This is a genomic window from Peptoclostridium sp. AF21-18, from assembly GCF_003478825.1.
GTDB lineage: Bacteria > Bacillota > Clostridia > Peptostreptococcales > Peptostreptococcaceae > Peptacetobacter.
Genome location: NZ_QUGE01000001.1, coordinates 252,443 through 275,443, shown reverse-complemented (window position 1 = coordinate 275,443; position 23,001 = coordinate 252,443). Strand labels below are relative to the sequence as shown.

The 23,001-nt window shown below is 32.6% G+C and carries 21 protein-coding genes; 20 read left to right on the top strand and 1 reads right to left on the bottom strand.

Annotated features, from left to right (window positions below):
• Positions 1 to 242: 242 nt before the first annotated feature.
• Positions 243 to 1,340, bottom strand: coding sequence for a redox-regulated ATPase YchF (ychF, locus tag DWX74_RS01295; protein WP_118548343.1), 1,098 nt, complete (start codon positions 1,338 to 1,340; stop codon positions 243 to 245).
• Positions 1,341 to 1,556: 216 nt separating this feature from the next.
• Between ychF and yfmF the strand changes: the two genes are divergently transcribed.
• The 20 genes from yfmF (at position 1,557) to DWX74_RS01195 (ending at position 23,001) form a co-directional block, all read left to right on the top strand.
• Positions 1,557 to 2,825, top strand: a complete 1,269-nt coding sequence (gene yfmF, locus DWX74_RS01290; RefSeq protein ID WP_118548342.1) for an EF-P 5-aminopentanol modification-associated protein YfmF — start codon at positions 1,557 to 1,559, stop codon at positions 2,823 to 2,825.
• Between the two features lie 10 nt (positions 2,826 to 2,835).
• Positions 2,836 to 4,137 carry an EF-P 5-aminopentanol modification-associated protein YfmH gene (gene yfmH, locus DWX74_RS01285; RefSeq protein WP_199647495.1) on the top strand — a complete coding sequence of 434 codons (1,302 nt, stop codon included), beginning with the start codon at positions 2,836 to 2,838 and terminating at the stop codon, positions 4,135 to 4,137.
• 37 nt (positions 4,138 to 4,174) lie between these two features.
• Complete coding sequence (gene lgt, locus DWX74_RS01280; RefSeq protein WP_118548340.1) at positions 4,175 to 4,921, top strand: prolipoprotein diacylglyceryl transferase; 747 nt, start codon at positions 4,175 to 4,177, stop codon at positions 4,919 to 4,921.
• 57 nt (positions 4,922 to 4,978) lie between these two features.
• Positions 4,979 to 5,914 (top strand): 16S rRNA (cytosine(1402)-N(4))-methyltransferase RsmH, encoded by a 936-nt coding sequence (rsmH, locus tag DWX74_RS01275; protein WP_118548339.1) that lies wholly within the window; start codon positions 4,979 to 4,981, stop codon positions 5,912 to 5,914.
• 242 nt (positions 5,915 to 6,156) lie between these two features.
• Positions 6,157 to 7,542: a UDP-N-acetylmuramoyl-tripeptide--D-alanyl-D-alanine ligase gene (locus tag DWX74_RS01270; RefSeq protein ID WP_118548338.1), complete on the top strand. Its 1,386-nt coding sequence runs from the start codon at positions 6,157 to 6,159 to the stop codon at positions 7,540 to 7,542.
• 91 nt (positions 7,543 to 7,633) lie between these two features.
• Positions 7,634 to 8,596 (top strand): phospho-N-acetylmuramoyl-pentapeptide-transferase, encoded by a 963-nt coding sequence (gene mraY / locus DWX74_RS01265; protein ID WP_118548337.1) that lies wholly within the window; start codon positions 7,634 to 7,636, stop codon positions 8,594 to 8,596.
• Positions 8,597 to 8,615: 19 nt separating this feature from the next.
• Complete coding sequence (gene murD, locus DWX74_RS01260; RefSeq protein ID WP_118548336.1) at positions 8,616 to 9,968, top strand: UDP-N-acetylmuramoyl-L-alanine--D-glutamate ligase; 1,353 nt, start codon at positions 8,616 to 8,618, stop codon at positions 9,966 to 9,968.
• Positions 9,969 to 10,204: 236 nt separating this feature from the next.
• Positions 10,205 to 11,305, top strand: coding sequence for an undecaprenyldiphospho-muramoylpentapeptide beta-N-acetylglucosaminyltransferase (gene murG / locus DWX74_RS01255; RefSeq protein ID WP_118548335.1), 1,101 nt, complete (start codon positions 10,205 to 10,207; stop codon positions 11,303 to 11,305).
• A 273-nt stretch (positions 11,306 to 11,578) separates the two neighbouring features.
• A complete protein-coding gene (gene ftsZ / locus DWX74_RS01250; RefSeq protein ID WP_199647494.1) occupies positions 11,579 to 12,724 on the top strand; it encodes a cell division protein FtsZ in 1,146 nt (381 codons plus the stop codon).
• A 601-nt stretch (positions 12,725 to 13,325) separates the two neighbouring features.
• The gene (gene nrdR, locus DWX74_RS01245) at positions 13,326 to 13,784 is read left to right on the top strand and encodes a transcriptional regulator NrdR (protein WP_118548333.1); all 459 of its coding nucleotides are present in this window, start codon (positions 13,326 to 13,328) and stop codon (positions 13,782 to 13,784) included.
• 4 nt (positions 13,785 to 13,788) lie between these two features.
• Positions 13,789 to 14,523 (top strand): peptidoglycan editing factor PgeF, encoded by a 735-nt coding sequence (gene pgeF, locus DWX74_RS01240; RefSeq protein ID WP_118548332.1) that lies wholly within the window; start codon positions 13,789 to 13,791, stop codon positions 14,521 to 14,523.
• A 37-nt stretch (positions 14,524 to 14,560) separates the two neighbouring features.
• Positions 14,561 to 15,250: a winged helix-turn-helix domain-containing protein gene (locus tag DWX74_RS01235; protein WP_118548331.1), complete on the top strand. Its 690-nt coding sequence runs from the start codon at positions 14,561 to 14,563 to the stop codon at positions 15,248 to 15,250.
• 17 nt (positions 15,251 to 15,267) lie between these two features.
• Positions 15,268 to 16,545 (top strand): HAMP domain-containing sensor histidine kinase, encoded by a 1,278-nt coding sequence (locus DWX74_RS01230; RefSeq protein ID WP_118548330.1) that lies wholly within the window; start codon positions 15,268 to 15,270, stop codon positions 16,543 to 16,545.
• Between the two features lie 228 nt (positions 16,546 to 16,773).
• Entirely contained in the window at positions 16,774 to 18,102 is a 1,329-nt protein-coding gene (locus DWX74_RS01225) for a DUF512 domain-containing protein (protein WP_118548329.1), read from the top strand.
• Between the two features lie 37 nt (positions 18,103 to 18,139).
• Positions 18,140 to 19,465 carry a ribosome biogenesis GTPase Der gene (gene der / locus DWX74_RS01220; RefSeq protein WP_006439976.1) on the top strand — a complete coding sequence of 442 codons (1,326 nt, stop codon included), beginning with the start codon at positions 18,140 to 18,142 and terminating at the stop codon, positions 19,463 to 19,465.
• A gap of 23 nt (positions 19,466 to 19,488) precedes the next feature.
• Positions 19,489 to 20,097 (top strand): glycerol-3-phosphate 1-O-acyltransferase PlsY, encoded by a 609-nt coding sequence (gene plsY / locus DWX74_RS01215; protein WP_118548328.1) that lies wholly within the window; start codon positions 19,489 to 19,491, stop codon positions 20,095 to 20,097.
• A gap of 20 nt (positions 20,098 to 20,117) precedes the next feature.
• Positions 20,118 to 21,125, top strand: a complete 1,008-nt coding sequence (locus DWX74_RS01210) for an NAD(P)H-dependent glycerol-3-phosphate dehydrogenase (protein WP_286164122.1) — start codon at positions 20,118 to 20,120, stop codon at positions 21,123 to 21,125.
• Positions 21,126 to 21,515: 390 nt separating this feature from the next.
• Complete coding sequence (locus tag DWX74_RS01205) at positions 21,516 to 22,217, top strand: YggS family pyridoxal phosphate-dependent enzyme (protein WP_118548326.1); 702 nt, start codon at positions 21,516 to 21,518, stop codon at positions 22,215 to 22,217.
• Between the two features lie 24 nt (positions 22,218 to 22,241).
• Positions 22,242 to 22,718, top strand: coding sequence for a cell division protein SepF (locus tag DWX74_RS01200; RefSeq protein ID WP_118548325.1), 477 nt, complete (start codon positions 22,242 to 22,244; stop codon positions 22,716 to 22,718).
• A gap of 34 nt (positions 22,719 to 22,752) precedes the next feature.
• A complete protein-coding gene (locus DWX74_RS01195) occupies positions 22,753 to 23,001 on the top strand; it encodes a YggT family protein (protein ID WP_199647493.1) in 249 nt (82 codons plus the stop codon).

The window sequence follows — 23,001 nt, the reverse complement described above, 5'->3', positions numbered from 1 at the left end:
CTACTATGTATTTCCGTATTATTTAAATTCTAACGGTATAATAAGTTTTCTCAACTTTATTTTAGCAAGTGCTATGTTTTGAGGACTATAACAAATTAAATCGCAGTGACTATCTGCAGACGCTTTCGTCATTGCTTCGAACGGAGTTCGAGTTAGACGAAGAAAGCGTCGAAGCCAGGAACGCGATTAATTGTTATTGGACTCAAAACTACTTGATAAAATAAATTGACGAAAACTTCATATTATACGTTAAATTTGAATAATATTACATCTCCATCTTTAACTACGTATTCTTTTCCTTCAAGTCTTACAGCACCTTTTTCTTTAGCTGCAGTCATGTTTCCATACTGTATTAAGTCTTCGTAAGCTATTGTTTCAGCTTTTATGAATCCTCTTTCTATATCAGAGTGGATTTTTCCACCAGCCTGAGGAGCTTTTGTTCCATTTTTTATAGTCCAAGCTCTAACTTCCATTTCCCCAGCAGTTAGGAATGATATTAATCCTAATAAGTGGTAAGAAGCTCTTATTAGCTTGTCAAGACCTGACTGTTCAAGTCCTAAAGTTTCAAGGAATTCTTTCTTTTCTTCATCAGTTTCAAGTTCAGATATTTCTGCTTCTATCTGAGCACATACAACAACTGTATCAGAATCTTCTGTTTCAGCAAATTCTCTAACTTTTGCAACCATTGCATTATTAGCACCGTCATCTGCTAAATCATCTTCACAAACATTAGCTACATATATAACTGGTTTAGAAGTAAGTAAGTTTAATGATTTAACGAAAGCTGCAGTATCTTCGTCAAATTCCATAGTTCTTATACATTTATTGTCTTCTAAAGTAGCCATTAAGCTGTTTAATATATCAACTTCTCCCTGAAGAGTTTTATCAGCTTTTAAAGCTTTAGTAGTTTTAACTAATCTTCTTTCAAGAACTTCTATATCAGAGAATATTAACTCTAAGTTTATAGTTTCTATATCTCTTAATGGATCTACAGAACCGTCAACGTGAACAACGTTAGGGTCTTCAAAACATCTAACAACGTGAACTATAGCGTCAACTTCTCTTATGTTAGATAAGAATTTGTTTCCTAAACCTTCACCTTTTGAAGCTCCTTTAACTAGTCCAGCTATATCGCAGAATTCTATAGCAGTCTGAACTATTTTTTTAGAGTTGTAAAGCTCTTTTAATTTGTCTAATCTTGGATCTGGTACAGATACAACACCTATATTAGGGTCTATTGTACAGAATGGGTAGTTTGCTGACTCAGCTCCAGCCTGAGTTATAGCATTAAATAGTGTACTTTTACCAACGTTTGGTAAACCAACTATACCTAATTTCATAATTAATCGTCCTCTCTTTATTGTATTTTTAGCTAAATGTAAACATCACTTAATACATTCAGCGTTATTATCTATTGACACATAGATTAATTATACAACAGAATAACTATTAATGTAAAATATATTTTGTGTAAACCAAAAGATTTTATTATATATATTTCCAATTAAAAAGGTTATAATATTATAATAGGAAATTTTTGAAAGAGGAGGAAGAAAATGGAATCTATAATAAAAAAAGAAATAGCCAAAGGAATGGGGCTTACTCTTATAAAAACTGAAAAATTCAAATCAAATCTGATTAGCATAAATATACAGAGAATGTTAGATAAAAACGAGGCAGCAAAAAACTCACTATTACCTCAGGTTCTTACGAGTGGATGTGAAAAATATCCTTCAATGAAGGAATTATCTGATAGACTTGACGACCTTTATGGTGCTGCCTTAGCTGCGGATACTTCAAAAAGAGGAGAAAGACAGCTAATATCTTTTAAAGTATTAAACACTAATGACAAATATATAGATGAAAAAATATTTGGAGATATAATCGAGCTTTTAAACGATTTAATAACAAAACCACTTGTGATAGACGGTGGGTTCAAAAAAGAATACGTTGAAATAGAAAAAGAAAACTTAAAGAATAAAGTTTTATCTATTATAAATGATAAAAGAGCATATGCACACAAGAGATGTATAGAAATAATGTGCGAAGGAGAAAAATTCAGAATACCGTCAGCTGGTACAATAGAAGAGATAGATGCTATAACTCCTGAATCTCTTTACGAACATTATAAAAAAATAATAAAAGATTCAAGAATAGATATAATAGTAGAAGGAGATTTCGATTGTGAAGAAATCGAAAATACTATAAAGAGCCATTTCTCAATAGAAAGAGGAGATATTCAGCCTGTAGTTAGAGAAGAGTTTACTAAAGAAGTAAAAGAAGTTAAAAGAGTGGACGAAGCTATGGACATAACACAAGGAAAACTTGTTATGGGATTCAGAGCAAATACAGACTACAAAGATGCTAAAAAATACTACGCTTTAGTTACTGGAGTTGGTGTTTTAGGTGGAGGACCTCACTCAAAACTATTCAACAATGTTAGAGAAAAAGAAAGTCTTTGCTACTACATATTCGCAAATGTAGATAAATACAAATCTATAATGATGATTTCTTCAGGAATAGAAGTGCAGAATAGAGAAAAAACAGAAAGACTTATAATGGAAAATCTTGATGCTGTAAGAAATGGGGAAATAACAGAATTAGAGTTAGTTAATACTAAAAAATCTCTAATAAATGGACTTAGATCTTCTTGTGATGGACTAGGTGGAATGTCAGAATTCGTATTTTCACAGGAACTAGGACGGACAGATTACACAGTAGAAGAGATAATAGATTATGTTGAAAATATAACTGTTGAAGATATAGTTGAGGCTATGAAAGATATACAGGAAGATACAGTATACTTCCTTACAAATGAAAAATAAGGAGGATATTATGGAAAAGATAGTAAACGATATAATAAAAGAAGAATTATACTTTGAAACATTAGAAAATGGATTAAGAGTTTATTTTATGCCTAAGAGAGGTTTTGTAAAAAAATATGCTGTACTAGCTACGGACTTTGGATCAAATGACTTAGAATTTGTACCAAAGGGTGAGAGTGAAAAAATAAGAGTACACGAAGGTATAGCCCATTTCTTAGAACATAAGATGTTTGAGCAGCCAGATGGTGGAAATGCTTTTGACTTATTCTCTAAATACGGAGCTAGTGCAAATGCATTTACAAACTTTAATATGACAGCTTATTTATTCTCAGCTACAGAAAACTTCAATGAGTGTTTAACACATTTAATAGACTATGTTCAGACACCATACTACACAGAAGAAAATGTTGAGAAAGAAAAGGGAATAATTGCTCAGGAAATAAAAATGTACGACGATGATCCAAGTTGGCAGGTTTATTTCAATGCACTAAAGGCAATGTATCAGAAACACAATGTTAGAATAGACATAGCTGGAGATGTTGATAGCATATACAAAATAACTCCAGACGAGCTTTATAAATGCTACAACACATTCTACAATCCATCAAATATGATACTATTTGTAATTGGGGATTTAGATGAAAATGAAGTTATGGATGTAATCAAAAAAGCAAACCACTCTGATATAGAAAAAATAGAAGGAAAAATTCAGAGATTCCCTAATGCTGAGCCTAAAGAAATTGCTCAGAAGGAAATAGTTGAAAAATATCAGGTATCAATGCCTATGTTTAACATAGCGTACAAAGACGAGGACGTTAATTTAAGGGGAAAAGAACTTCTTAAAAAGGAAGTAGTCAGCGATATTCTTTGCGATATGATATTTAAAACAGGTAGTGAACTAAACGAAGATATGTATATGAAGGGAATGGTAAATGATAGCTTCTACGGTGGATTCTACTCAGAAGTTGAATATGCGTTTACATTGATATCGGGAGAAGGTAAAGATCCTCATAAGGTAAAGGATACTATAACTGAATATCTAGAAAGATATAAAAAAGAAGGGCTTTCAAGAGAAGGATTTGAAAGAGCTAAGAAGAAAAAAATAGGAGAGTTCTTAAAATATATGGATTCTATGGAATTTATAGCTAATAACTTTATATCTTACGCATTTAAAGATGTAAATATATTAGACTACTTAGAAGTTTTAAAAGAAGTAGAATTTGAAGATGTTGAAAACAGACTAAGAACTCACTTCAAAGAAGAAAACTGCGTAATATCAATAGTTGAGCCTATAGAAACAGAAGAAAATTAATATTTAAAAAGAGAAGAAAATTAAGCAGGGGGAAAATATGGATAGAGTAGCATTTACTATTTTTGGAATAGATGTGATGTGGTACGGGGTACTTATTGCAACTGGGATGCTTATAGGTATTGCATTAGCTGTAAGAGAAGCTAAGAGAGTTGGAATATCTGAAGACGATGTTTTAAACATAGCTATTATAGCGATTCCGGTGGCGATAATATGTGCTAGATTGTACTATGTAATATTTAGTTGGGATTATTATTCACAAAATCCAGGTGAGATTTTTAATATAAGAGGTGGAGGACTTGCAATCCACGGAGGTCTTATAGGAGGAATTCTTACAGGATTTATATATGCAAAGGTAAAGAAATTAGACTTCTTCAAAACGGCAGATGCAGTTATGGTTGGTATGCCACTTGCACAGGCTATAGGAAGATGGGGGAACTTTATAAATGGTGAAGCTCATGGAGGACCAACATCACTTCCTTGGGGAATTATGGTAGATGGAGTTAAAGTTCATCCAACATTTTTATACGAGTCAATTTGGGACTTTGGAATATTCCTATTCATAATGTTCTACAGGAGAAAGAAAAAGACCTATGAAGGTGAGGTTATTGTTTCTTACATAACTTTATACTCAATAGGTAGATTTTTCATAGAAGGACTTAGAACAGATAGCTTAATGTTCGGGCCTATAAGAATGGCTCAGTTTATAAGTTTAGTTGGTGTTGTAGGCGGATTAGTACTTCACTTCTATTTAAAGAACAGAGCTAAGAAAAATAATGCAGCTTAAATTAATATCAAGATAATATATAATAGTAGAAAAAATAACATAAAAAAGGAGAAAACAATGGAATTTAATCATGTATCGGTACTTCTTAATGAGTGCATAGATAATCTGAATATAAAACCAGATGGTGTATATGTCGATTGTACTATGGGTGGTGCTGGGCATTCTAAGGAAATAGTCAAAAGACTTTCTAGTGACGGGCTATTTATTGGATTTGACCAGGACAAAAATGCCATAGCGACTGCAAAAGAAAGATTAGCAGAATACAGCGACAGAGTAAAATTTGTACACAGCAATTTTGAAAATATAAAAGAAGAGCTTGAAAAAATAGGCGTACATAAAATAGATGGTGTGCTTGCAGATTTAGGTGTTTCTTCTCATCAGCTAGACGAGGCTGATAGAGGTTTCTCTTATATGCAGGATGCTCCACTTGATATGAGAATGGACGTTAGAAAAGATTTTTCTGCGTACAATGTTGTAAATGAGTACACAGAAGAAGAATTAGCAAAGATAATAAAAGACTACGGTGAAGATAACTGGGCTAAAAGAATTGCTAAGTTTATTGTTGAAGGAAGATCAGAAAAACCAATAGAAACTACTGGAGAGCTAGTTGATATAATCAAAAAAGCTATTCCTAAAAAGGCGAGAATAGATGGGCCACATCCAGCAAAGAGAACATTCCAGGCTATAAGAATAGAAGTAAACAATGAGCTTGGAGTAATAACAAAAATGATAGATGACGCTTGCTCAATAATGAATCCAGGCGGAAGAATTTGTATAATAACATTCCATTCTTTAGAAGATAGAATAGTTAAAAATGAATTTAAATATCTTTCATTAGATTGTATTTGCCCACCAGAGATGCCTTTCTGCCAGTGCGATAAAGTTTCTGAGGTTAAAGTTATAACAAGAAAGCCTATCCTTCCAAGTGCAGAAGAGATAGAAATGAACCCAAGATCGAGAAGTGCTAAGCTTAGAGTAGCTGAAAAGAAGTAATTTATGACAAAACTATTAAATCATATGTGAATATCATATGAATATGTAACAGTTTGATTACATCTGACTATAAATCACTTCAAAAAAATTTGATTTTGGTATATAATTATAAATGCTAAAATTTATCAGGGCAATGTGTGGACATCTATACATTGCCTTTATTGATAGAAAAAATATTAACTAGAGCACAAAATTTTTTTGCTCAAAACCGACTTGTTGTCGGAAGGTTAGGAGGAAGTAAAATGGAGAGGCTGACAGTAAAAGAGATTGTCGAAGCATCTAAAGGAAATTTAAAAAATGGGGAAGGCAGCGAATCTGTAAAAGCTATCGTAATAGACAGTAGACTTGCTAAGGAAGATACAGCATTTGTAGCTATAGTCGGTGAAAACAACGACGCTCATAAATATATCGGTTCTGCTTATGACTTAGGATGCAGAGTATTTATTGTTAATAAAGGAAAAGATATCGATATAAAATCAGATATGAATATAATAGAAGTCGATGATACTTCAAAAGCACTTGGAGATATTGGGCACTATTATAAAAAGAAATTTGATATACCGTTTATAGGGATAACTGGTAGTGTTGGAAAAACAACAACTAGAGATATGGTGTATGCAGCACTTTCTTCAGAAAGAGCTACTTTAAAGAATGAAAAGAACTTCAACAACCATTTTGGAGTTCCACTAACATTATTCAACCTAGATAGTAGTTATGAATGTGCTGTTATAGAAATGGGTATGTCAGGATTTGGAGAAATCGAGTACCTTGCAAATATGGTAAATCCAAAGGTTGCAGTTATATCTAATATAGGACTTTCACACGTTGAAAATCTTGGATCTCAGGAAGGTATTTTCAAAGCTAAAATGGAAATAACTACTGGATTTGGAAAAGGAAACACTCTTGTTGTAAATGGGGACGATAAATTCCTATCTACTTTAAGAGATGCGGAAAGAGATTACGACCTTATAACATTTGGATTTGAAAAAAATAATGATATATACTGTGTAGCCTATGATATGACAGAAGATAGCATAGAATTTGAATGTTCTGTTATGGGAAATATAGAAAAGATATTTATACCAACTGTAGGAAAACACAATATCTACAATGCAATGGCTGCAATAGCTGTTGGTACTGTAGAGGGAATATCTATGGAAGGAATTAAAAGAGGTCTTTCTAATTTTAAAGCTACAGGAATGAGACAGGATATAAGAAAAATAGGTGAGTACACTGTTATAAATGATACTTACAATGCAAGTCCTGACTCAATGGAGGCATCTCTTAGCATACTTGGAAGATATGAGGGCAGAAGAATAGCTGTTCTTGGAGATATGCTTGAAATGGGAGATTTAGCTGAATTTGGACATAGAAGAGTAGGAAAAGCCTGTGTAGATAATTCAGATGTTATAATAACTGTTGGAGAAAGTGCGGTATTTATAAATAAAGAAGCAGAGGAAAATGGATTTGATGTGAAAAATTCATACCACTTCGATAATTTAGAAGATGCTAAAAAACTTTTAGGAGAAATAATGCAGATTGGAGATACAATGCTATTTAAGGCTTCTAGAGGGATGAAATTTGAAAAGTTTGTTGAGTATGTAAAGGAAGTTTCTGAAATCAATTAAACTAAAAGAAGATATTTTCTATTTACAAGAAAAAAAGAAGGTATATAATAGATAAAGTAAGATTTAAGAAACAATAGGAGGAAATTTTAATATGGATATTAAAAATCTAACTATTACGATGCTTATGGCATTTATAATAGTTGTAATAATTGGGCCAATATTTTTACCTATGCTTCATAGATTAAAATTTGGTCAGACAGTAAGGGACGACGGTCCTCAGACTCACCTTGCTAAAAACGGTACACCTACAATGGGTGGAATTATGTTTATGATAGCAATAACAATAACAGTTCTATTTAGAGCTAAGTTAGACTCTGATATATTTGTAGGACTTGTTTGCATGTTAGGTTTTGGATTAGTAGGGTTCCTTGATGACTTTATAATAATAAAGATGAGAAGATCACTAGGATTAAAACCATGGCAGAAGATAGCTATGCAGTTTGTTATATCTGGATATGTAGCATTCTATCAGTATACATCTTCTCCAGCGGCATCAAAAATAATGATACCATTTACAGATAAGTTTATAGATTTAGGTATTTTATACGTTCCAATAATTATGTTCATAATAATAGGAACAGTTAATGCAGTAAACTTAACTGATGGTCTTGATGGACTTGCTTCAGGAATAACAGCAGTAGTGTCTACTTTCTTCGTAGCATTTGCTTTATTTGTAGCTAAAGATGCAGCAGTTGCAACGTTTGCAGCAGCTACAATAGGTGGATGTATAGGATTCTTAGTATTTAACGTAAACCCAGCTAAAGTATTTATGGGTGATACAGGTTCTATGGCATTAGGTGGAGCTGTTGTAGCATTTGCAGTTTTAACAAACTCAGTTTTATTAATACCTATAGTAGGAGGTATATACTTTGCTGAGGCACTATCAGTTATAATACAGGTTACATATTTCAAAAAGACTGGAAAAAGAATATTTAAAATGGCACCTCTTCACCACCACTTTGAACAGTGTGGATGGCCTGAAACAAAGGTTGTATTTATATTTTGGATAGTAGCAATTATACTTGCTTGGATAGGAGTAGTAGCAGGATTCTAAAAATTTGGAGGAAGAAGAAATGGAATTAAAAGGAAAAAAAGTTCTACTTGTCGGTCTTGCAAAGACAGGAATATCAACAATAAAATGTCTTGCAAAATACGGAGCAGACATAACAGTTAATGATATAAAGACAGAGGATCAGCTTGAAGAAATAATAGCAGAGATAAAAGATATCGACGGTATAAAATATATTTTAGGACATCATCCTGAAGATATAGCAGACATAGATATGGTTGTTGTTTCGCCGGGAGTTCCTTTAGACCTTCCATTTATCAAAAAAGTAATAGAAGAAAATAAAGAATTAATAGGTGAGGTAGAATTAGCCTATGAATTAGCCAATAAACCATATTTTGTAGGAATAACTGGTACAAATGGTAAGACTACAACTACTAGCCTAACAGGAGAAATATTTGAAAAAGCAGGAAAAGAAACTTATGTTGTCGGAAATATAGGTAACCCTGTAATAGACGCTGTACAGGCTGCAAATGAAGGGGCTAGCTTTGTTACAGAGCTTAGTAGTTTCCAGCTTGAAAGTATAAAAGATTTTAAACCAAGTGTGAGTGCTGTTCTTAATATAACTGAAGACCACATGAACAGACATCATACTATGGAAAATTATATAGATGCTAAAGCTAGCGTATTTATGAACCAGGATAAAAATGACTTCTGTGTCTTAAATTACGACGATGAATTAACAAGAGCTTTAGCAGAAAAATGTAATGCAAATGTAGTATTTTTCTCTAGATTAGAAAAACTAGAAAAAGGTATCTACGTTGAAAATGGAGATATCATAATAGATATAGATGAAAAAATTAATTTAATGAAGGTTTGCGAGCTTTCTTTACCAGGAGGACATAACCTTGAAAACTGTATGGCAGCAGCTGCAATGGCTTATGTATCAGGAATAGATATAGAAGTTATAAGAGAAGTTTTAAAAACTTTCAAAGCTGTTGAGCACAGACTTGAATTTGTAAAAGAAGTAGAAGGAGTTAAATATGTAAACGACTCTAAGGGAACAAACCCAGATTCTACAATAAAAGCAGTTCAGGCATATGAAAATCCAATAATACTTATAGCAGGTGGATACGATAAGGGAAGTACATACGATGAACTTCTTGAAATAGCAAAGAAAAATGTTAAAACATTAGTTTTACTTGGACAGACTGCAGATAAAATCGAGGAAGCAGCTAGAAGAATAGGATTTACAGATATACACAGAGTAGAGGATATGAAAGAAGCAGTTAAAACTTGCCACGATATAGCAAAAAAAGGAGATATAGTTTTACTTTCTCCAGCATGTGCTAGTTGGGGTATGTACAAAAACTTTGAAGTAAGAGGAAAAGATTTCAAAGATAATGTAAATAATTTATAAAATTTTAAAATTGATATAAAGGCTGTGCTGTGAAATTTTACTCGGCACAGCTATTTTTTGTTTAGAATTAAGATAAATAATTAAAATTATAAAAAATGCAATATAAAATTTATAATAAAAGGAACTAATCTATTAAAGAGGAGTTCAAAAAAATTGTCAATCTGATATAATATTATAAGTGGAATATGAATTAACCATTGCTGAGTTATATAAATTGAAAAAATAGGAGACAAGAAATGAGAGTAATATTATCAGGCGGCGGAACTGGAGGACATGTCTATCCAGCAATAGCCATAGCTAATGAAATAAAAAGTAATAATCCAGATGCAGAGATTCTTTTCGTCGGAACACGGAACGGAATAGAGTCTGAAATAGTGCCAAAATATGGATATAGATTAGAAACCGTTACTGTTCAGGGATTTAAGAGAAAAGTAGATTTAGAAAATGTAAAGAGAGTGTTTAAACTTATGAAAGGTCTTCATCAGACTAAGAAAATAGTTAAAACATTTAAACCTGATGTTGTAATAGGTACAGGTGGATATGTAAGTGGTCCTGTGCTATTTAACGCGTCTATGAAAAAAATACCTTGTGTAGTTCATGAGCAGAATTCATTCCCAGGTGTTACAAATAAAATACTATCAAAAACAGTTACAAAGGTACTTACTAGTTTTGAGGATTCTCATGCAAGATTCCCAGAATCTAGTCAGCACAAACTAAAATTCGTTGGAAACCCAGTAAGACAGGAAATTTTAGATGCCGATAAAACTGAAGCCAGAAAAAAACTTGGAATAGACCCAGATAAAAAATTAGTACTATGCTACGGTGGTAGTGGTGGATCTAGTACTATAAATAAAGCAATGAAAAAAGTTATAAAACATATGGTTAAAGAAGATGTTGCTTTTATATTTGCTACAGGTAAGAGATTCTATGATAGTTTTATGGAAGAAATAAAAGATATAAAATTAAATAAAGACCAGAGAGTAATGCCTTATTTAGAAGATATGGCAAATGGTCTAGCTGCAAGTGATATAGTTATAGGAAGTGCAGGTGCTATATCTTTAGCTGAGATAACAGCTCTTGGAAAACCATCTATAATAATACCAAAAGCATACACTGCAGAAAACCATCAGGAATACAATGCAAAAAGTATAGAAGCAAAAGGAGCAGGTATAGCTATATTAGAAAAAGAGCTTACTCCAGAAAGATTGGATAAAGCAGTGTTCAAAATGCTAGGAGATGAAGCACTATTATCAGATATGGCAGCTGCTAGTAAAAAGGCAGGTAAACCAGAAGCGATAAAATTAATTTATGACGAAATTGAGGAATTAGTTAAATAAAATATAAAAAAATTGATTTTAAAATAACTGTAATATTAAATTAATGAGCTAAATGTTTATATTTATTAAAAATTTTGCATATTTATCCTTGAATTGACAAAATTGACTTGCAATAAGTATATGTTTAGAAGTAAAATGGTATTATAGCTATTAATGTAAATATAATGGAAATTTATAGTCATGCAGATTATAAGTATGATTTATGATGGATGAAAATTATATATAATAGATGATAAGATGTATTATATTGGAGATAAAGAAGGAGGAGAATTGATGCTAGGCTTTGACGTAGAATTAGAAGAATGGGTCAAAATAAAGGTTGTCGGTGTCGGCGGTGGAGGAAGTAATGCCGTTGATGGAATGGTTGATGCCAAAATAAATGGGGTAGACTTTATTTCAGTTAATACAGACAAACAGGCTTTATGTAGATCAAAAGCTGAATACAAGGTTCAGATCGGTGAAAAATTAACTAAAGGACTTGGGGCAGGAGCTGATCCAGAAGTTGGAAGAAAAGCTGCTGAAGAAAGTAAAAACGAAATAATAAAATTATTAGAAGACTCAGAAATGGTATTTATAACAGCTGGAATGGGTGGAGGAACAGGAACAGGAGCTGCTCCAGTTATCGCTCAGTTAGCTAAAGAAATGGGAAAACTAACAGTTGGTGTAGTTACTAAACCATTTACTTTTGAAGGTAGAAAAAGAATGAAACAGGCTGAAACTGGTATAGAAGAGTTAAAGAGTAAAGTCGATACTCTTATAACTATACCTAATGATAGATTACTTCAGGTTGTTCAGAAAAATACATCTATGCTTCAGGCATTCTCTATAGCGGATGACGTGTTAAGACAGGCTATACAGTCAGTATCAGAACTTATAAAAGTTCCTGGTATAATCAACTTAGACTTTGCCGATGTTAAGAGAATCATGGGAGACAAAGGTCTTGCTCACATAGGTATAGGTAGCGCTAAAGGTGATAATAAAGCTATAGAAGCTGTAAGACAGGCTATTGAATCTCCACTTCTTGAAACTTCAATAGTTGGAGCAAGAGGCGTTATACTTAACATATCTGGTGGATTAGACCTAAGCTTAGTTGAAATAAACGAAGCTTCAAATATAATCTACGAATCATGCCACGAAGATGTGGATTTAATCTTCGGTGCTAATGTTAAGGAAGAATTAGGTGATGAAGTAACTGTTACAGTTATAGCTACTGGATTCGATCCTGATATGCAGAAGGTTGCTAAAGAAACTAGAAAAATAATAAAAGAAGAATTAAATAAAGAGGTGGCAACAGTTGAATCAACTGTTGTAGAAGAAGAAGCTCCATCAATAACAAAAGCAGTTTCTGAACCTCAGATAGATGTAGATGAAGACATGGAAATACCTTCATTTATAAGAAATAGAAGAAAAAGAAAATAAGTAGTATAGACGGGCTGACGCAATATTTTGCGTCAGCCTTTTTAGAGCTCGGGAATTAACTATCTTCTCCTCTCCAGGCAGTCGAGCTGCATTGTCGAGTTCGAAGATAGTTAAAATTCCCGAGCCAAAAGGCAAGCCGCAAAAAATCAGCGCCAGTCCGTCTACATCTAGTAAAAGAGTAGAACCTCCGGTAACAGTATGTGATATATATTATAATAAACTAAATATATAAACATTTTATAATTCGCTTGCGAATTACTTTGCTTACGATTGAAGATTTGTAAATAAGAAAAGGTATCTATATTAGCGCAGCAAATTGATATTCTTGAAAAAAAGTATAAGAAATAAAATTATCAGTGACAATCTGCAGGCGTTTCACAACTTTTAAATGTGTTACATAAAAGGGTGAAACGCCGAAGCCTGGAACGATAATTATTTCTTATACTTTTACAAGGATAAAATCTGTCTGCGATAATTAGCTACCTTTTCTTTTTATATTCAAAAGAGTTGACAAATGTTGAATTAGTGTTATGATAGTATAAACAATTATCTATAGTAAAAAAAGAATTAAGTATAATTAAAAAATGGAGGAAAGAGAGATATGCAGTGTCCATTTTGTGGTTTTAGAGAGTCAAAGGTTGTCGATTCAAGACATACAGATCCAAATACAATTAGAAGAAGAAGAGAATGTGAAGAGTGTAAGAAGAGATTTACTACATATGAAAAAATAGAAACAACACCTATAATGGTTATAAAGAAAGACGATACTAGAGAAGTGTTTGATAGGGATAAGGTAAAGCGTGGTATTATGAAGGCATGCGAGAAAAGACCTGTTTCTGTTGAAGATATAGAGAAGATAGTGTCAAAGGTTGAGTATGAAATTAATAGAAAGTACACAGGAGAAGTGGAGTCAAAGGTTATCGGTGAGATAGTGATGGATAGTTTGAAGGATTTAGACGAGGTTGCGTATATAAGATTTGCTTCAGTGTATAGACAGTTTAAGGATATAAATACATTTGTAAATGAGCTAAAGAATATTCTTACAGAAAAAGGAGAATAAGTTTATGGAAAATTGTAAAGCTAATATAAATGATTGTATAGTTAAGGAAATAAATTTTGATGATGGTGGATTTGCTAAGGTTGTAATAACTGAGAGAAAATATGATGCCAAGAATTCTGATGATATGAAGACTGTTTTATCTGGATGTGGATTAAATTATGAGAATTTAACAGATTGTAAGCAGATTCATTCTGATATTGTAAGAATTATAAAAAGTGAAGATATTGGGGTTACAGAAGAAGCTGATGCAATGATAACAAATATTCCAGATGTTCCACTTATGATATATACTGCAGACTGTGTTCCAATAGTTTTGGTAGATAAAAAAATGAAAATAATTGCTGATATACATGCTGGTTGGAGAGGAACTTATGCAGAGATAGTTGTTAAAACCATTAAATCTATGTTAAATAATTTTGGCTCAAATCCTGAGGAAATTGTCGCAATCATAGGTCCTGCAATAGGTCCGTGCTGTTATGAGGTATCTAAAGAACTAGTGGATAAATTTAACACAATCGTTACAAACAAAGACTTTAAATTCTATATAATAAAAGAGGACAGATTTCATATAGATTTAACAAAAATTAATAGTTATTTACTTGAAAAATGCGGTGTTAAGAAAGAAAATATACACAATCTTAACATTTGCACATCTTGTCAGAATGATAAATTCTATTCATATAGAAAGGACAACAAGACTGATAAAAGAATAGGTACTATTGTTCAGATAAAATTATAGTGAAGTAAACGGTTAGAGGATAGGAGAGGTGTTTGTAGTGAGTGAAAAAGTTTTGATAATAGATGATGAGATGCATATAGTTGAATTGCTTAGATTCAATTTAGAAACATCTGGATACAAAACAATATATTCATATGATGGATTTGACGGATTTATAAAGGCGAAAGATGAAAAACCAGATTTAATTCTTTTAGACTGGATGCTGCCAAATATAAGTGGAATAGAAGTATTAAAGAAAATTAGACAGGATGCAGATTTAAAGAAAATTCCTGTTATAATGCTTACAGCAAAAAATATGGAAGATGATAAAGTGGAAGGGCTAGAAGTTGGTGCTGATGACTATATAACAAAACCATTTAGTATAAAAGAACTTTTAGCGAGAATAACTTCTGTTATGAGAAGATATGGAATGAACACAGGTAAGGAAAGTGAAGAACTAACAGCAGGAAATTTAAAACTAAACCTTACAAAACATGAAGTTAAAATAAACGATAAAAAAGTGGATTTAACATTAAAAGAATTTGAGCTTCTAAAGCTACTTCTTAAAAATAGAGGAAAGGTTCTTTCAAGAAACTTCCTATTAGATGAGATATGGGGATATGAATACTATGGCGAAACTAGAACTGTAGACGTACATATAAGATATCTTAGAAAAAAATTAGAAGAAGCTGGAGCAGATGAAAAATATATCGAAACAATAAGAGGTGTTGGATATAAAATAGACTAACTGGGAGGTGTATATAGATGGATCCAATTAATATAGAATTGATAGTTACACTTATCTCTGTAGTAATAGCTATAGTTTCTGCTAGATATGCAATAAACGTAAGAAAATATCTTAGAGAGATTATAGATGTTTCTAAAAGAGTAAGTAATAATGAGCACCATGCCAGAATGGATTTAGGTGGAAACGGCGAGCTTGGGGAGTTTGCTAAAAACTACAATGAGATGATAAAAAGTTTGTACAATACATTTGACGAACTTGAATATAAAAACTTGCAGCTGAGATCGATATTAAAAAGTATATCAAATGGTATACTTGCAATAGATATAGAGGGAAATATACTTCTTATAAACGATGAAGCTAAAAAGATGATAAATTGCCCTAAAGAGGTAATGGTTGAGGGACGAAATATATCATTTGCTATTAGAAATGATTTGATTCTAAAACAGATAATGATGTTTATGGGGTCAAAAGTAAATGAAAAAACTATCATAAACATGGAAGATGGAAGATTTTTAAGAATAAAACTTGACCCAGTATACCTTCAAAATAATAAAAGCATCGTAATAGGATCTATAGTAAATATAGAGGATATTTCAGAACGAGTAAGAGCAGAAAATATGAGAAAAGACTTTGTGGCAAATGTCAGCCACGAGTTAAAAACTCCTCTTACTTCTATCAGTGGATTTGCTGAAACATTGAAGTTAAACGAAAATATAGATAAAGAAACTAGAAATAGATTTTTAACTATAATCGACGGTGAAGCAAATAGACTTAGAAGACTTATCGAAGATATACTTACCTTATCATTTATAGAAAATGATAAAAAAGAAGAAAAAGAAGCTATAAACTTGTACTCTGTATATAGAAGAGTAGAGGATATGCTAATGATATCTGCAAGAACGAAAAATATTTCGTTAAATTGCAATGCAGATGAAACTATAAAAATAGCTGCAAATGCAGATTACGTAAAACAGATAATATTAAACTTAGTTGACAATGCTATAAAATATACTCCAGAAAATGGAGATGTTAATGTAAAAATATTTGCAGATAAAGATGACGCTGTAATAAAGGTATCTGATACAGGTATGGGAATACCAAAAGAAGATCAGGCAAGAATATTTGAAAGGTTTTATAGAGTAGATAAAGCTAGAAGTAGAGAAATAGGTGGAACAGGTCTTGGGCTTGCTATAACAAAACATATAGCGATGAACCTTGGAGGAACTATTTCTGTTGAAAGTGAATTAGAAAAGGGCAGTACATTTACTGTAAGAATTCCAATGAAAAGAGATTAATATTTGTGGGTTGTTGTATTATACAGCAGCCCATTTTTTATACTTAATTTTTTTATTTATAGGAAAATGGAAAGAACAATTTTTTTAAAGAGTTGAATACTTTCTTTAAAAATGGTATCATAAAATGATATGTGATGACTTTTTTTAAGAGCGTGATTGAAATTTGATATTTTGTAATGATAAATTGAGTTAGAGAGATAATCAAGTTTAGAAAGGGGAATATCAAACGTGGAAGTTAATGTAAAGAATTCGAACAATATAATAAGTAGAATATATCCAGGAAGTATAGCGGAAGAGTTGGAGATAGAAGTTGGAGACCTTTTAATATCGGTAAATGGAGAAAAGGTTAAGGATATTATTCAGTATAGATTCTTAACTGATGACGAGTATATCGAGCTTGAAATACAGACAAAGAGCGGAGAAAGAGTGGTATACGAGATAGAAAAAGATTACGATGAAGAATTGGGATTAGAGTTTACTAACCCTATTATAGATAAAGCAAAAAGCTGCAGAAATAAGTGCATGTTCTGCTTTATAGACCAGCTTCCAAAGGGAATGAGAGAAACTTTATACTTTAAAGACGACGATTCAAGACTATCATTCCTTCAGGGAAATTTCGTAACTCTTACAAATATGAGCGAGCAGGATATAGAGGATATAATAAGATACAGAATTAGCCCAATAAATATATCTGTCCACACTACTAATCCAGAGTTAAGACAGAGAATGATTACAAATAGATTTGCTGGAAAATTATACAGCATAATGGAAAGACTAGCTGAGGCAGGAATAACTATGAACTGCCAGATAGTTTTATGTCCAGGTGTAAATGATGGTAAGGAATTAGAAAGAACTATAACTGATTTATCTAATCTTTATCCAAATGTAAACAGCGTTGCAATAGTTCCAGTTGGGGTGACTAGATACAGAGATCATCTACCTCATCTTGAAATATTCAACGAAAAAACAGCTAATGAGGCACTAGATTTAGTTGAAGGACTTCAGGAAAAATGCTTAGAAAAATTTGGCTCAAGATTTGCATTTATGTCAGATGAGTTTTATATAATTGCAAATAGAGAAATACCTGACTACGATTCTTATGAAGGATTCCTTCAGTTTGAAGACGGTGTAGGTATGATAAGAAAGCTTGGAACAGAGATAGAGAATTATCTTGATGAGCTTCCAGATGATTACGATGTAAGAGAAAAAACTGTTTCAATAGCTACAGGGAAGTCTGCGTACGAGTTTATAAACAGTATGGCAGAACTTATAATGAAAAAATTCCCTCAGGTTAAAATAAATGTGTATAGAATAGTAAATGAATTCTGGGGAGAAACAATCACAGTTTCAGGGCTTATAACAGCTCAGGATATTATTAAACAGACAGAAGGTAAAGAAAGAGGAGAAACTCTTTATATAACAAGAAGTATGTTAAAAGCTGATGAGCTTATATTCTTAGATGATGTAACGCTTGAGCAGCTTGAAGAAATTTTAGGTAATGAAGTCGTTCCTTGTGAAAATGAAGGACATGATTTCGTGGATAAGATACTTAAATAACTGATATAAATTAAAAAATGAAAGGAAGGTTGATAAAATGTCAGATATGAATAGACCTATTGTAGCCGTAGTTGGTAGACCTAACGTCGGAAAATCTACAATATTTAACAAATTTGCAGGAAGAAGGATATCGATAGTTGAAGATACTCCAGGAGTAACAAGAGATAGAATATTTACAGAGGTTGAGTGGTTAAATAAATACTTCACTCTAATAGATACAGGTGGGATTGAGCCAAAGAGCGACGATATAATCGTATCTCAGATGAGAAACCAGGCTATGCTTGCTATGGACATGGCTCACGTTATACTAATGGTTGTCGATGGAAAACAGGGTATAACTGCTGCGGATAGAGAAATAGCGGAAACTCTTAGAAGAACAAATAAACCAGTAATATTAGTTGTAAATAAAATAGATAGTATGAGTCAGTATGACAATGTATATGACTTCTATGAATTAGGTCTTGGCGAGCCGTTTGCAATATCTGGAGCAAACAGTATGGGACTTGGGGATTTATTAGATGAAATAGTTGCTAATTTCCCAGAAGGACTTAATACAGAAATAGACGAAGATACTATAAAAGTTGCTATAACAGGTAAACCAAATGCAGGTAAGAGTTCTATACTTAACAACATATTAGGTGAGGATAGAGTTATAGTAAGTCCAATAGCAGGTACTACAAGAGATGCTGTCGATACATATTTCGAAAAGAATGGACAGAACTATCTTCTTATAGATACAGCAGGACTTAGAAGAAAAAGTAAAGTATACGAAAGTGTTGAAAAATACAGTGTTATAAGAGCTATGAGTGCTGTTGATAGAGCAGATGTTGTTCTTATAGTAATAGACGCTCAGGAAGGTGTTACAGAACAGGATACTAAGGTTGCTGGTATAGCACACGATGAAGGTAAGGCTTGTATATTTGTTATAAATAAATGGGACTTAATAGAAAAAGACAATAAAACAGTTAAAAAATACACTGATGAAATAAGAACTAAATTCCCATTCATGGCTTATGCTCCTATACTATTTGTATCAGCTCTTACAAATAAGAGAATGAACAAAATACTTGAAACAGTTGATTTCGTAGCATCAGAACATGCTAAGAGAATATCTACTTCTGCTTTAAATGAGGTAATAGGTGAAGCAGTCATGTTAAATCAGCCACCATCAGATAAAGGTAGAAGATTAAAAATATACTATGGAGCTCAGACAGATGTTAAACCTCCTAAGATAACTCTATTTATAAATGATAAAGAGCTTACTCATTTCTCTTATCAGAGATATCTTGAAAATAGAATAAGAGAAAACTTTGGATTTGAAGGAACTTCAATAAGATTTGAATATAGACAGAAAAAGAGATAATTAAAAGGGGGTAATTATAGAGAATGTTAGGTTATATTTTAGTTGCCATAGTGGCATATTTATTAGGAAATATATCGACATCTTATATAATAGCCAAAAGAATAGCTGGTATCGATATAAGAACACAGGGTTCTGGAAATGCAGGATCTACAAATGTTTTAAGAACTCTAGGTAAAAAGGCGGGATTGATGACATTTATAGGAGATGTGCTAAAAGGTGCGCTTGCTGTTTTAGTAGCATGTATAGTGTCTAAATTTATTCCGATAGATACATTGACTGCCAAATATGTTGCGGTTGTGGGTGTTGTTGTAGGTCACAACTGGCCAGCATTTTTAGGATTCAGAGGTGGAAAAGGTGTTGCAACATCACTAGGTGCAATGCTTGCAGTACATCCAGTAGCAGCACTTACTTGTTTTGCTGTATTTGGTGTTGTTGTAGCAGTTACAAAATACGTATCTCTAGGTTCGGTAATTGGTATAGCGTGTTCACCAATAGTAGTGTATTTAATGGGCAAAAAAGAGGCTATTCCAGTAACTGTATTTTTAGGATTGTCAGTAATATATACACATAGAGCAAACTTAAAAAGAGTATTTAGTGGAAACGAAAGAAAAATTGGAGAGAAGAAGAATTAATCATCTTCAGGAGGGATATTATGAAGAAGGTATGCGTATTAGGTACAGGTAGCTGGGGTACAGCTCTAGCTTTGAGCCTGGCAAAAAATAATTTTGACGTTCTTATGTGGTCTAGAAGAAAAGAACGGGCTGAAAGTATAAATAAAAATAGAGAAAATACGGAATATCTACCAGGAGCAACATTTCCTGATAATTTAAATGTAACAGACGATTTAGATGAAGCTGTAAAAGATAGTAAGATAGTTGTTTTAGCAGTTCCATCTCAGGCTGTTAGGGGAATGTGTGTTAAATTAAAAGGAAAATTAACACCAGATCAGATTATTGTAAATGTTGCAAAAGGTCTTGAAAAGGGAACTGGAAAAAGACTTTCTGAAGTTTGTGCAGAAGAGCTTCCTGATTCTAAGTATGTTATGTTATCTGGGCCATCACATGCAGAGGAGGTTGCAAAAGACCTACCTACTACAATAGTGGTTTCATCAGAAGATATAGAATACGCTCAGATAGTTCAGGATGCGTTTATGTCACCAGCACTTAGAGTTTATACAAACTCAGACCTTATAGGTGTTGAACTTGGGGGTGCTTTAAAGAATATCATAGCTTTTGGAGCAGGTATATGCGACGGTTTAGGCTATGGAGATAATACTAAGGCAGCACTTATGACTAGAGGTATAACAGAGATAAGTAGACTTGGTATTGCTATGGGTGCAAAGGCGATTACTTTTACTGGACTTTCTGGTATAGGAGATTTAATCGTTACTTGTACAAGTATGCACAGTAGAAATAGAAGAGCAGGTATACTTATAGGAGAAGGATACTCTGTTGAAGAAACTCTTGAAAAGGTTAAGATGGTTGTTGAAGGAATAACTGCTACTGAGGTTGCACATGATGTAGCTGAAAAATTAGGTATAGATATGCCTATAACTAATGCGATATATGCTGTTGTTCACGATGGACTTGAACCTTATGAAGGAATAAAAGGACTAATGACTAGAAACAAAAAGAACGAAGTAGAACATATAGGGCTATAAGAAATAAAGAGGGTATATCCAAATTACTCCAGGCTTCAGTGGCACGCACGTTTATGTAACACATTTAAATGTTGCGTGCCACTTGCAGATTGTCGTGTATTTGGATATTACCCTCTTTTATTTTAGCCGGAAATAAAACGGATAGAGATTTATATAAAGACATCACTACAAAATAGATTGTGGAATATTTATAGTGGTATATTGAAATAAATTGTTTAGGAGAGGATAAAATTTTATTCTCATTTTTATTTTCCCTTTTTATAAGTAGTTAAATTTGGTATAATATAATATGGTATATAATATTGAAATTTTAAGCTGATAGTGTCAGTTGATTTTAAGATATGATATAGATCATATATTTTTAAATATTAAAAATAGGTGGTGATTTATATGGAAAATATTAGAGAAAATATTGAAAGTATAAGAAAGAGAATAGCAGATGCAGCTAAGAGAGCAGGCAGAGATGCCGATGAGATAAAGCTTATTGCAGTTACTAAGACTGTTGATGTTGATAAGGTTGAGGAGGCTATAGCAGCAGATGCTTTAGATGCTGGTGAGAATAAGCCTCAGGAGTTAGCTAGAAAGTATGAGGTTTTAGGAGATAAGATTAGATGGCATCAAATAGGATCATTACAGACAAATAAAGTTAAATATATAATAGACAAGGTTTGTATGATACATTCTTTAGATAGAGAAGGGCTTGCCGAGGAGATAGACAAGAGAGCAAGTAAAATAGGTAGGGTGATTGATTGTCTTGTTCAGGTGAATATTTCTGGAGAAGAGAGTAAACATGGCATGTCTAGAGAAGAAGTAGAGCCATTTGTTAGACTTGTTGCAGAAAAATATCCTAATATAAAGATTAAAGGTCTTATGACAATGGCGCCATTTGACGCTGAGAGAGATGAGATAAGAAAAGTATTCAGAGATCTTAAAGAACTTTCTGATGAAATAAATAATATGAATATAGGAAATGTTGAGATGAAAGAGCTTTCTATGGGTATGACAAATGATTTTGAAATAGCTGTAGAAGAGGGAGCTACAATGGTTAGAGTCGGAACTGCTATATTCGGAAAAAGAAATTACAACAAATAACAAAGTAAATTGGAGGACGGTAACATGGCAAAAATAATCGATAAAATGAAGAATATATTCAGTGATGATGACGATTTAGATTACGATGAATATGAAGGTGATGAATACGAAGATGATGATGTAGAGGAAGAAGAGGAAGTTGAAGAAACTGAAGATTACAGTGCTCTACCATCTAATCCTAAAATAGGAAAAGTAATCGACTACCCAGCAGGAGGACATATGAAAGTTGTTATATATGCTCCTAAAATATACGACGAAGCAACTCAGATAGCAGATGCTTTAAAACAGAGAAAAACAGTAGTTGTAAACCTAGATGGAGTATCATCTCCACAGGTTAAAAAATCTATATTCGACTTCTTAAATGGGGCGGTTTATGTATTAGATGGAGATATCCAGAAAGTTGCTGGATCAATATTCATACTTGCTCCAAATAATGTTGATATAGATGCCAGTGTGAAAAAAGAACTAGAAAGTAGAGCACTTTTCCCTTGGCAGAAATAATAACAAAATAATATAGATGAAAGTGGGAATGCTAATGCATACATTAAGGATAGCTATAGCCTATCTTCTTGATATAATTTCATGGATAATAGTGGTTAAAAGCTTATTTACATGGGTTCCATCTCTTATGGAAACAAAGTTATATCAGATAATGGACGAAATAACAGAGCCAATAGAAGGACCTATAAGAAGAATACTTTATAAAAATTACTCTGGTCCTGTAGATTTTTCGCCTGTTATAGCGATAATAATACTGATATTCTTGAAAGGACTAGTTTTATAG

Bases quoted from the DNA above. Each gene is read 5' to 3' on its own strand.
- DWX74_RS01230 (WP_118548330.1), top strand. From the start codon at position 15,268: ATGGATCCAATTAATATAGAATTGATAGTTACACTTATCTCTGTAGTA.
- yfmH (WP_199647495.1), top strand. From the start codon at position 2,836: ATGGAAAAGATAGTAAACGATATAATAAAAGAAGAATTATACTTTGAA.
- DWX74_RS01210 (WP_286164122.1), top strand. From the start codon at position 20,118: ATGAAGAAGGTATGCGTATTAGGTACAGGTAGCTGGGGTACAGCTCTA.
- DWX74_RS01195 (WP_199647493.1), top strand. From the start codon at position 22,753: ATGCATACATTAAGGATAGCTATAGCCTATCTTCTTGATATAATTTCA.
- yfmF (WP_118548342.1), top strand. From the start codon at position 1,557: ATGGAATCTATAATAAAAAAAGAAATAGCCAAAGGAATGGGGCTTACT.
- der (WP_006439976.1), top strand. From the start codon at position 18,140: ATGTCAGATATGAATAGACCTATTGTAGCCGTAGTTGGTAGACCTAAC.
- plsY (WP_118548328.1), top strand. From the start codon at position 19,489: ATGTTAGGTTATATTTTAGTTGCCATAGTGGCATATTTATTAGGAAAT.
- DWX74_RS01205 (WP_118548326.1), top strand. From the start codon at position 21,516: ATGGAAAATATTAGAGAAAATATTGAAAGTATAAGAAAGAGAATAGCA.
- murD (WP_118548336.1), top strand. From the start codon at position 8,616: ATGGAATTAAAAGGAAAAAAAGTTCTACTTGTCGGTCTTGCAAAGACA.
- DWX74_RS01270 (WP_118548338.1), top strand. From the start codon at position 6,157: ATGGAGAGGCTGACAGTAAAAGAGATTGTCGAAGCATCTAAAGGAAAT.
- ychF (WP_118548343.1), bottom strand. From the start codon at position 1,340: ATGAAATTAGGTATAGTTGGTTTACCAAACGTTGGTAAAAGTACACTA.
- nrdR (WP_118548333.1), top strand. From the start codon at position 13,326: ATGCAGTGTCCATTTTGTGGTTTTAGAGAGTCAAAGGTTGTCGATTCA.
- lgt (WP_118548340.1), top strand. From the start codon at position 4,175: ATGGATAGAGTAGCATTTACTATTTTTGGAATAGATGTGATGTGGTAC.
- mraY (WP_118548337.1), top strand. From the start codon at position 7,634: ATGGATATTAAAAATCTAACTATTACGATGCTTATGGCATTTATAATA.
- ftsZ (WP_199647494.1), top strand. From the start codon at position 11,579: ATGCTAGGCTTTGACGTAGAATTAGAAGAATGGGTCAAAATAAAGGTT.
- pgeF (WP_118548332.1), top strand. From the start codon at position 13,789: ATGGAAAATTGTAAAGCTAATATAAATGATTGTATAGTTAAGGAAATA.
- rsmH (WP_118548339.1), top strand. From the start codon at position 4,979: ATGGAATTTAATCATGTATCGGTACTTCTTAATGAGTGCATAGATAAT.
- murG (WP_118548335.1), top strand. From the start codon at position 10,205: ATGAGAGTAATATTATCAGGCGGCGGAACTGGAGGACATGTCTATCCA.
- DWX74_RS01200 (WP_118548325.1), top strand. From the start codon at position 22,242: ATGGCAAAAATAATCGATAAAATGAAGAATATATTCAGTGATGATGAC.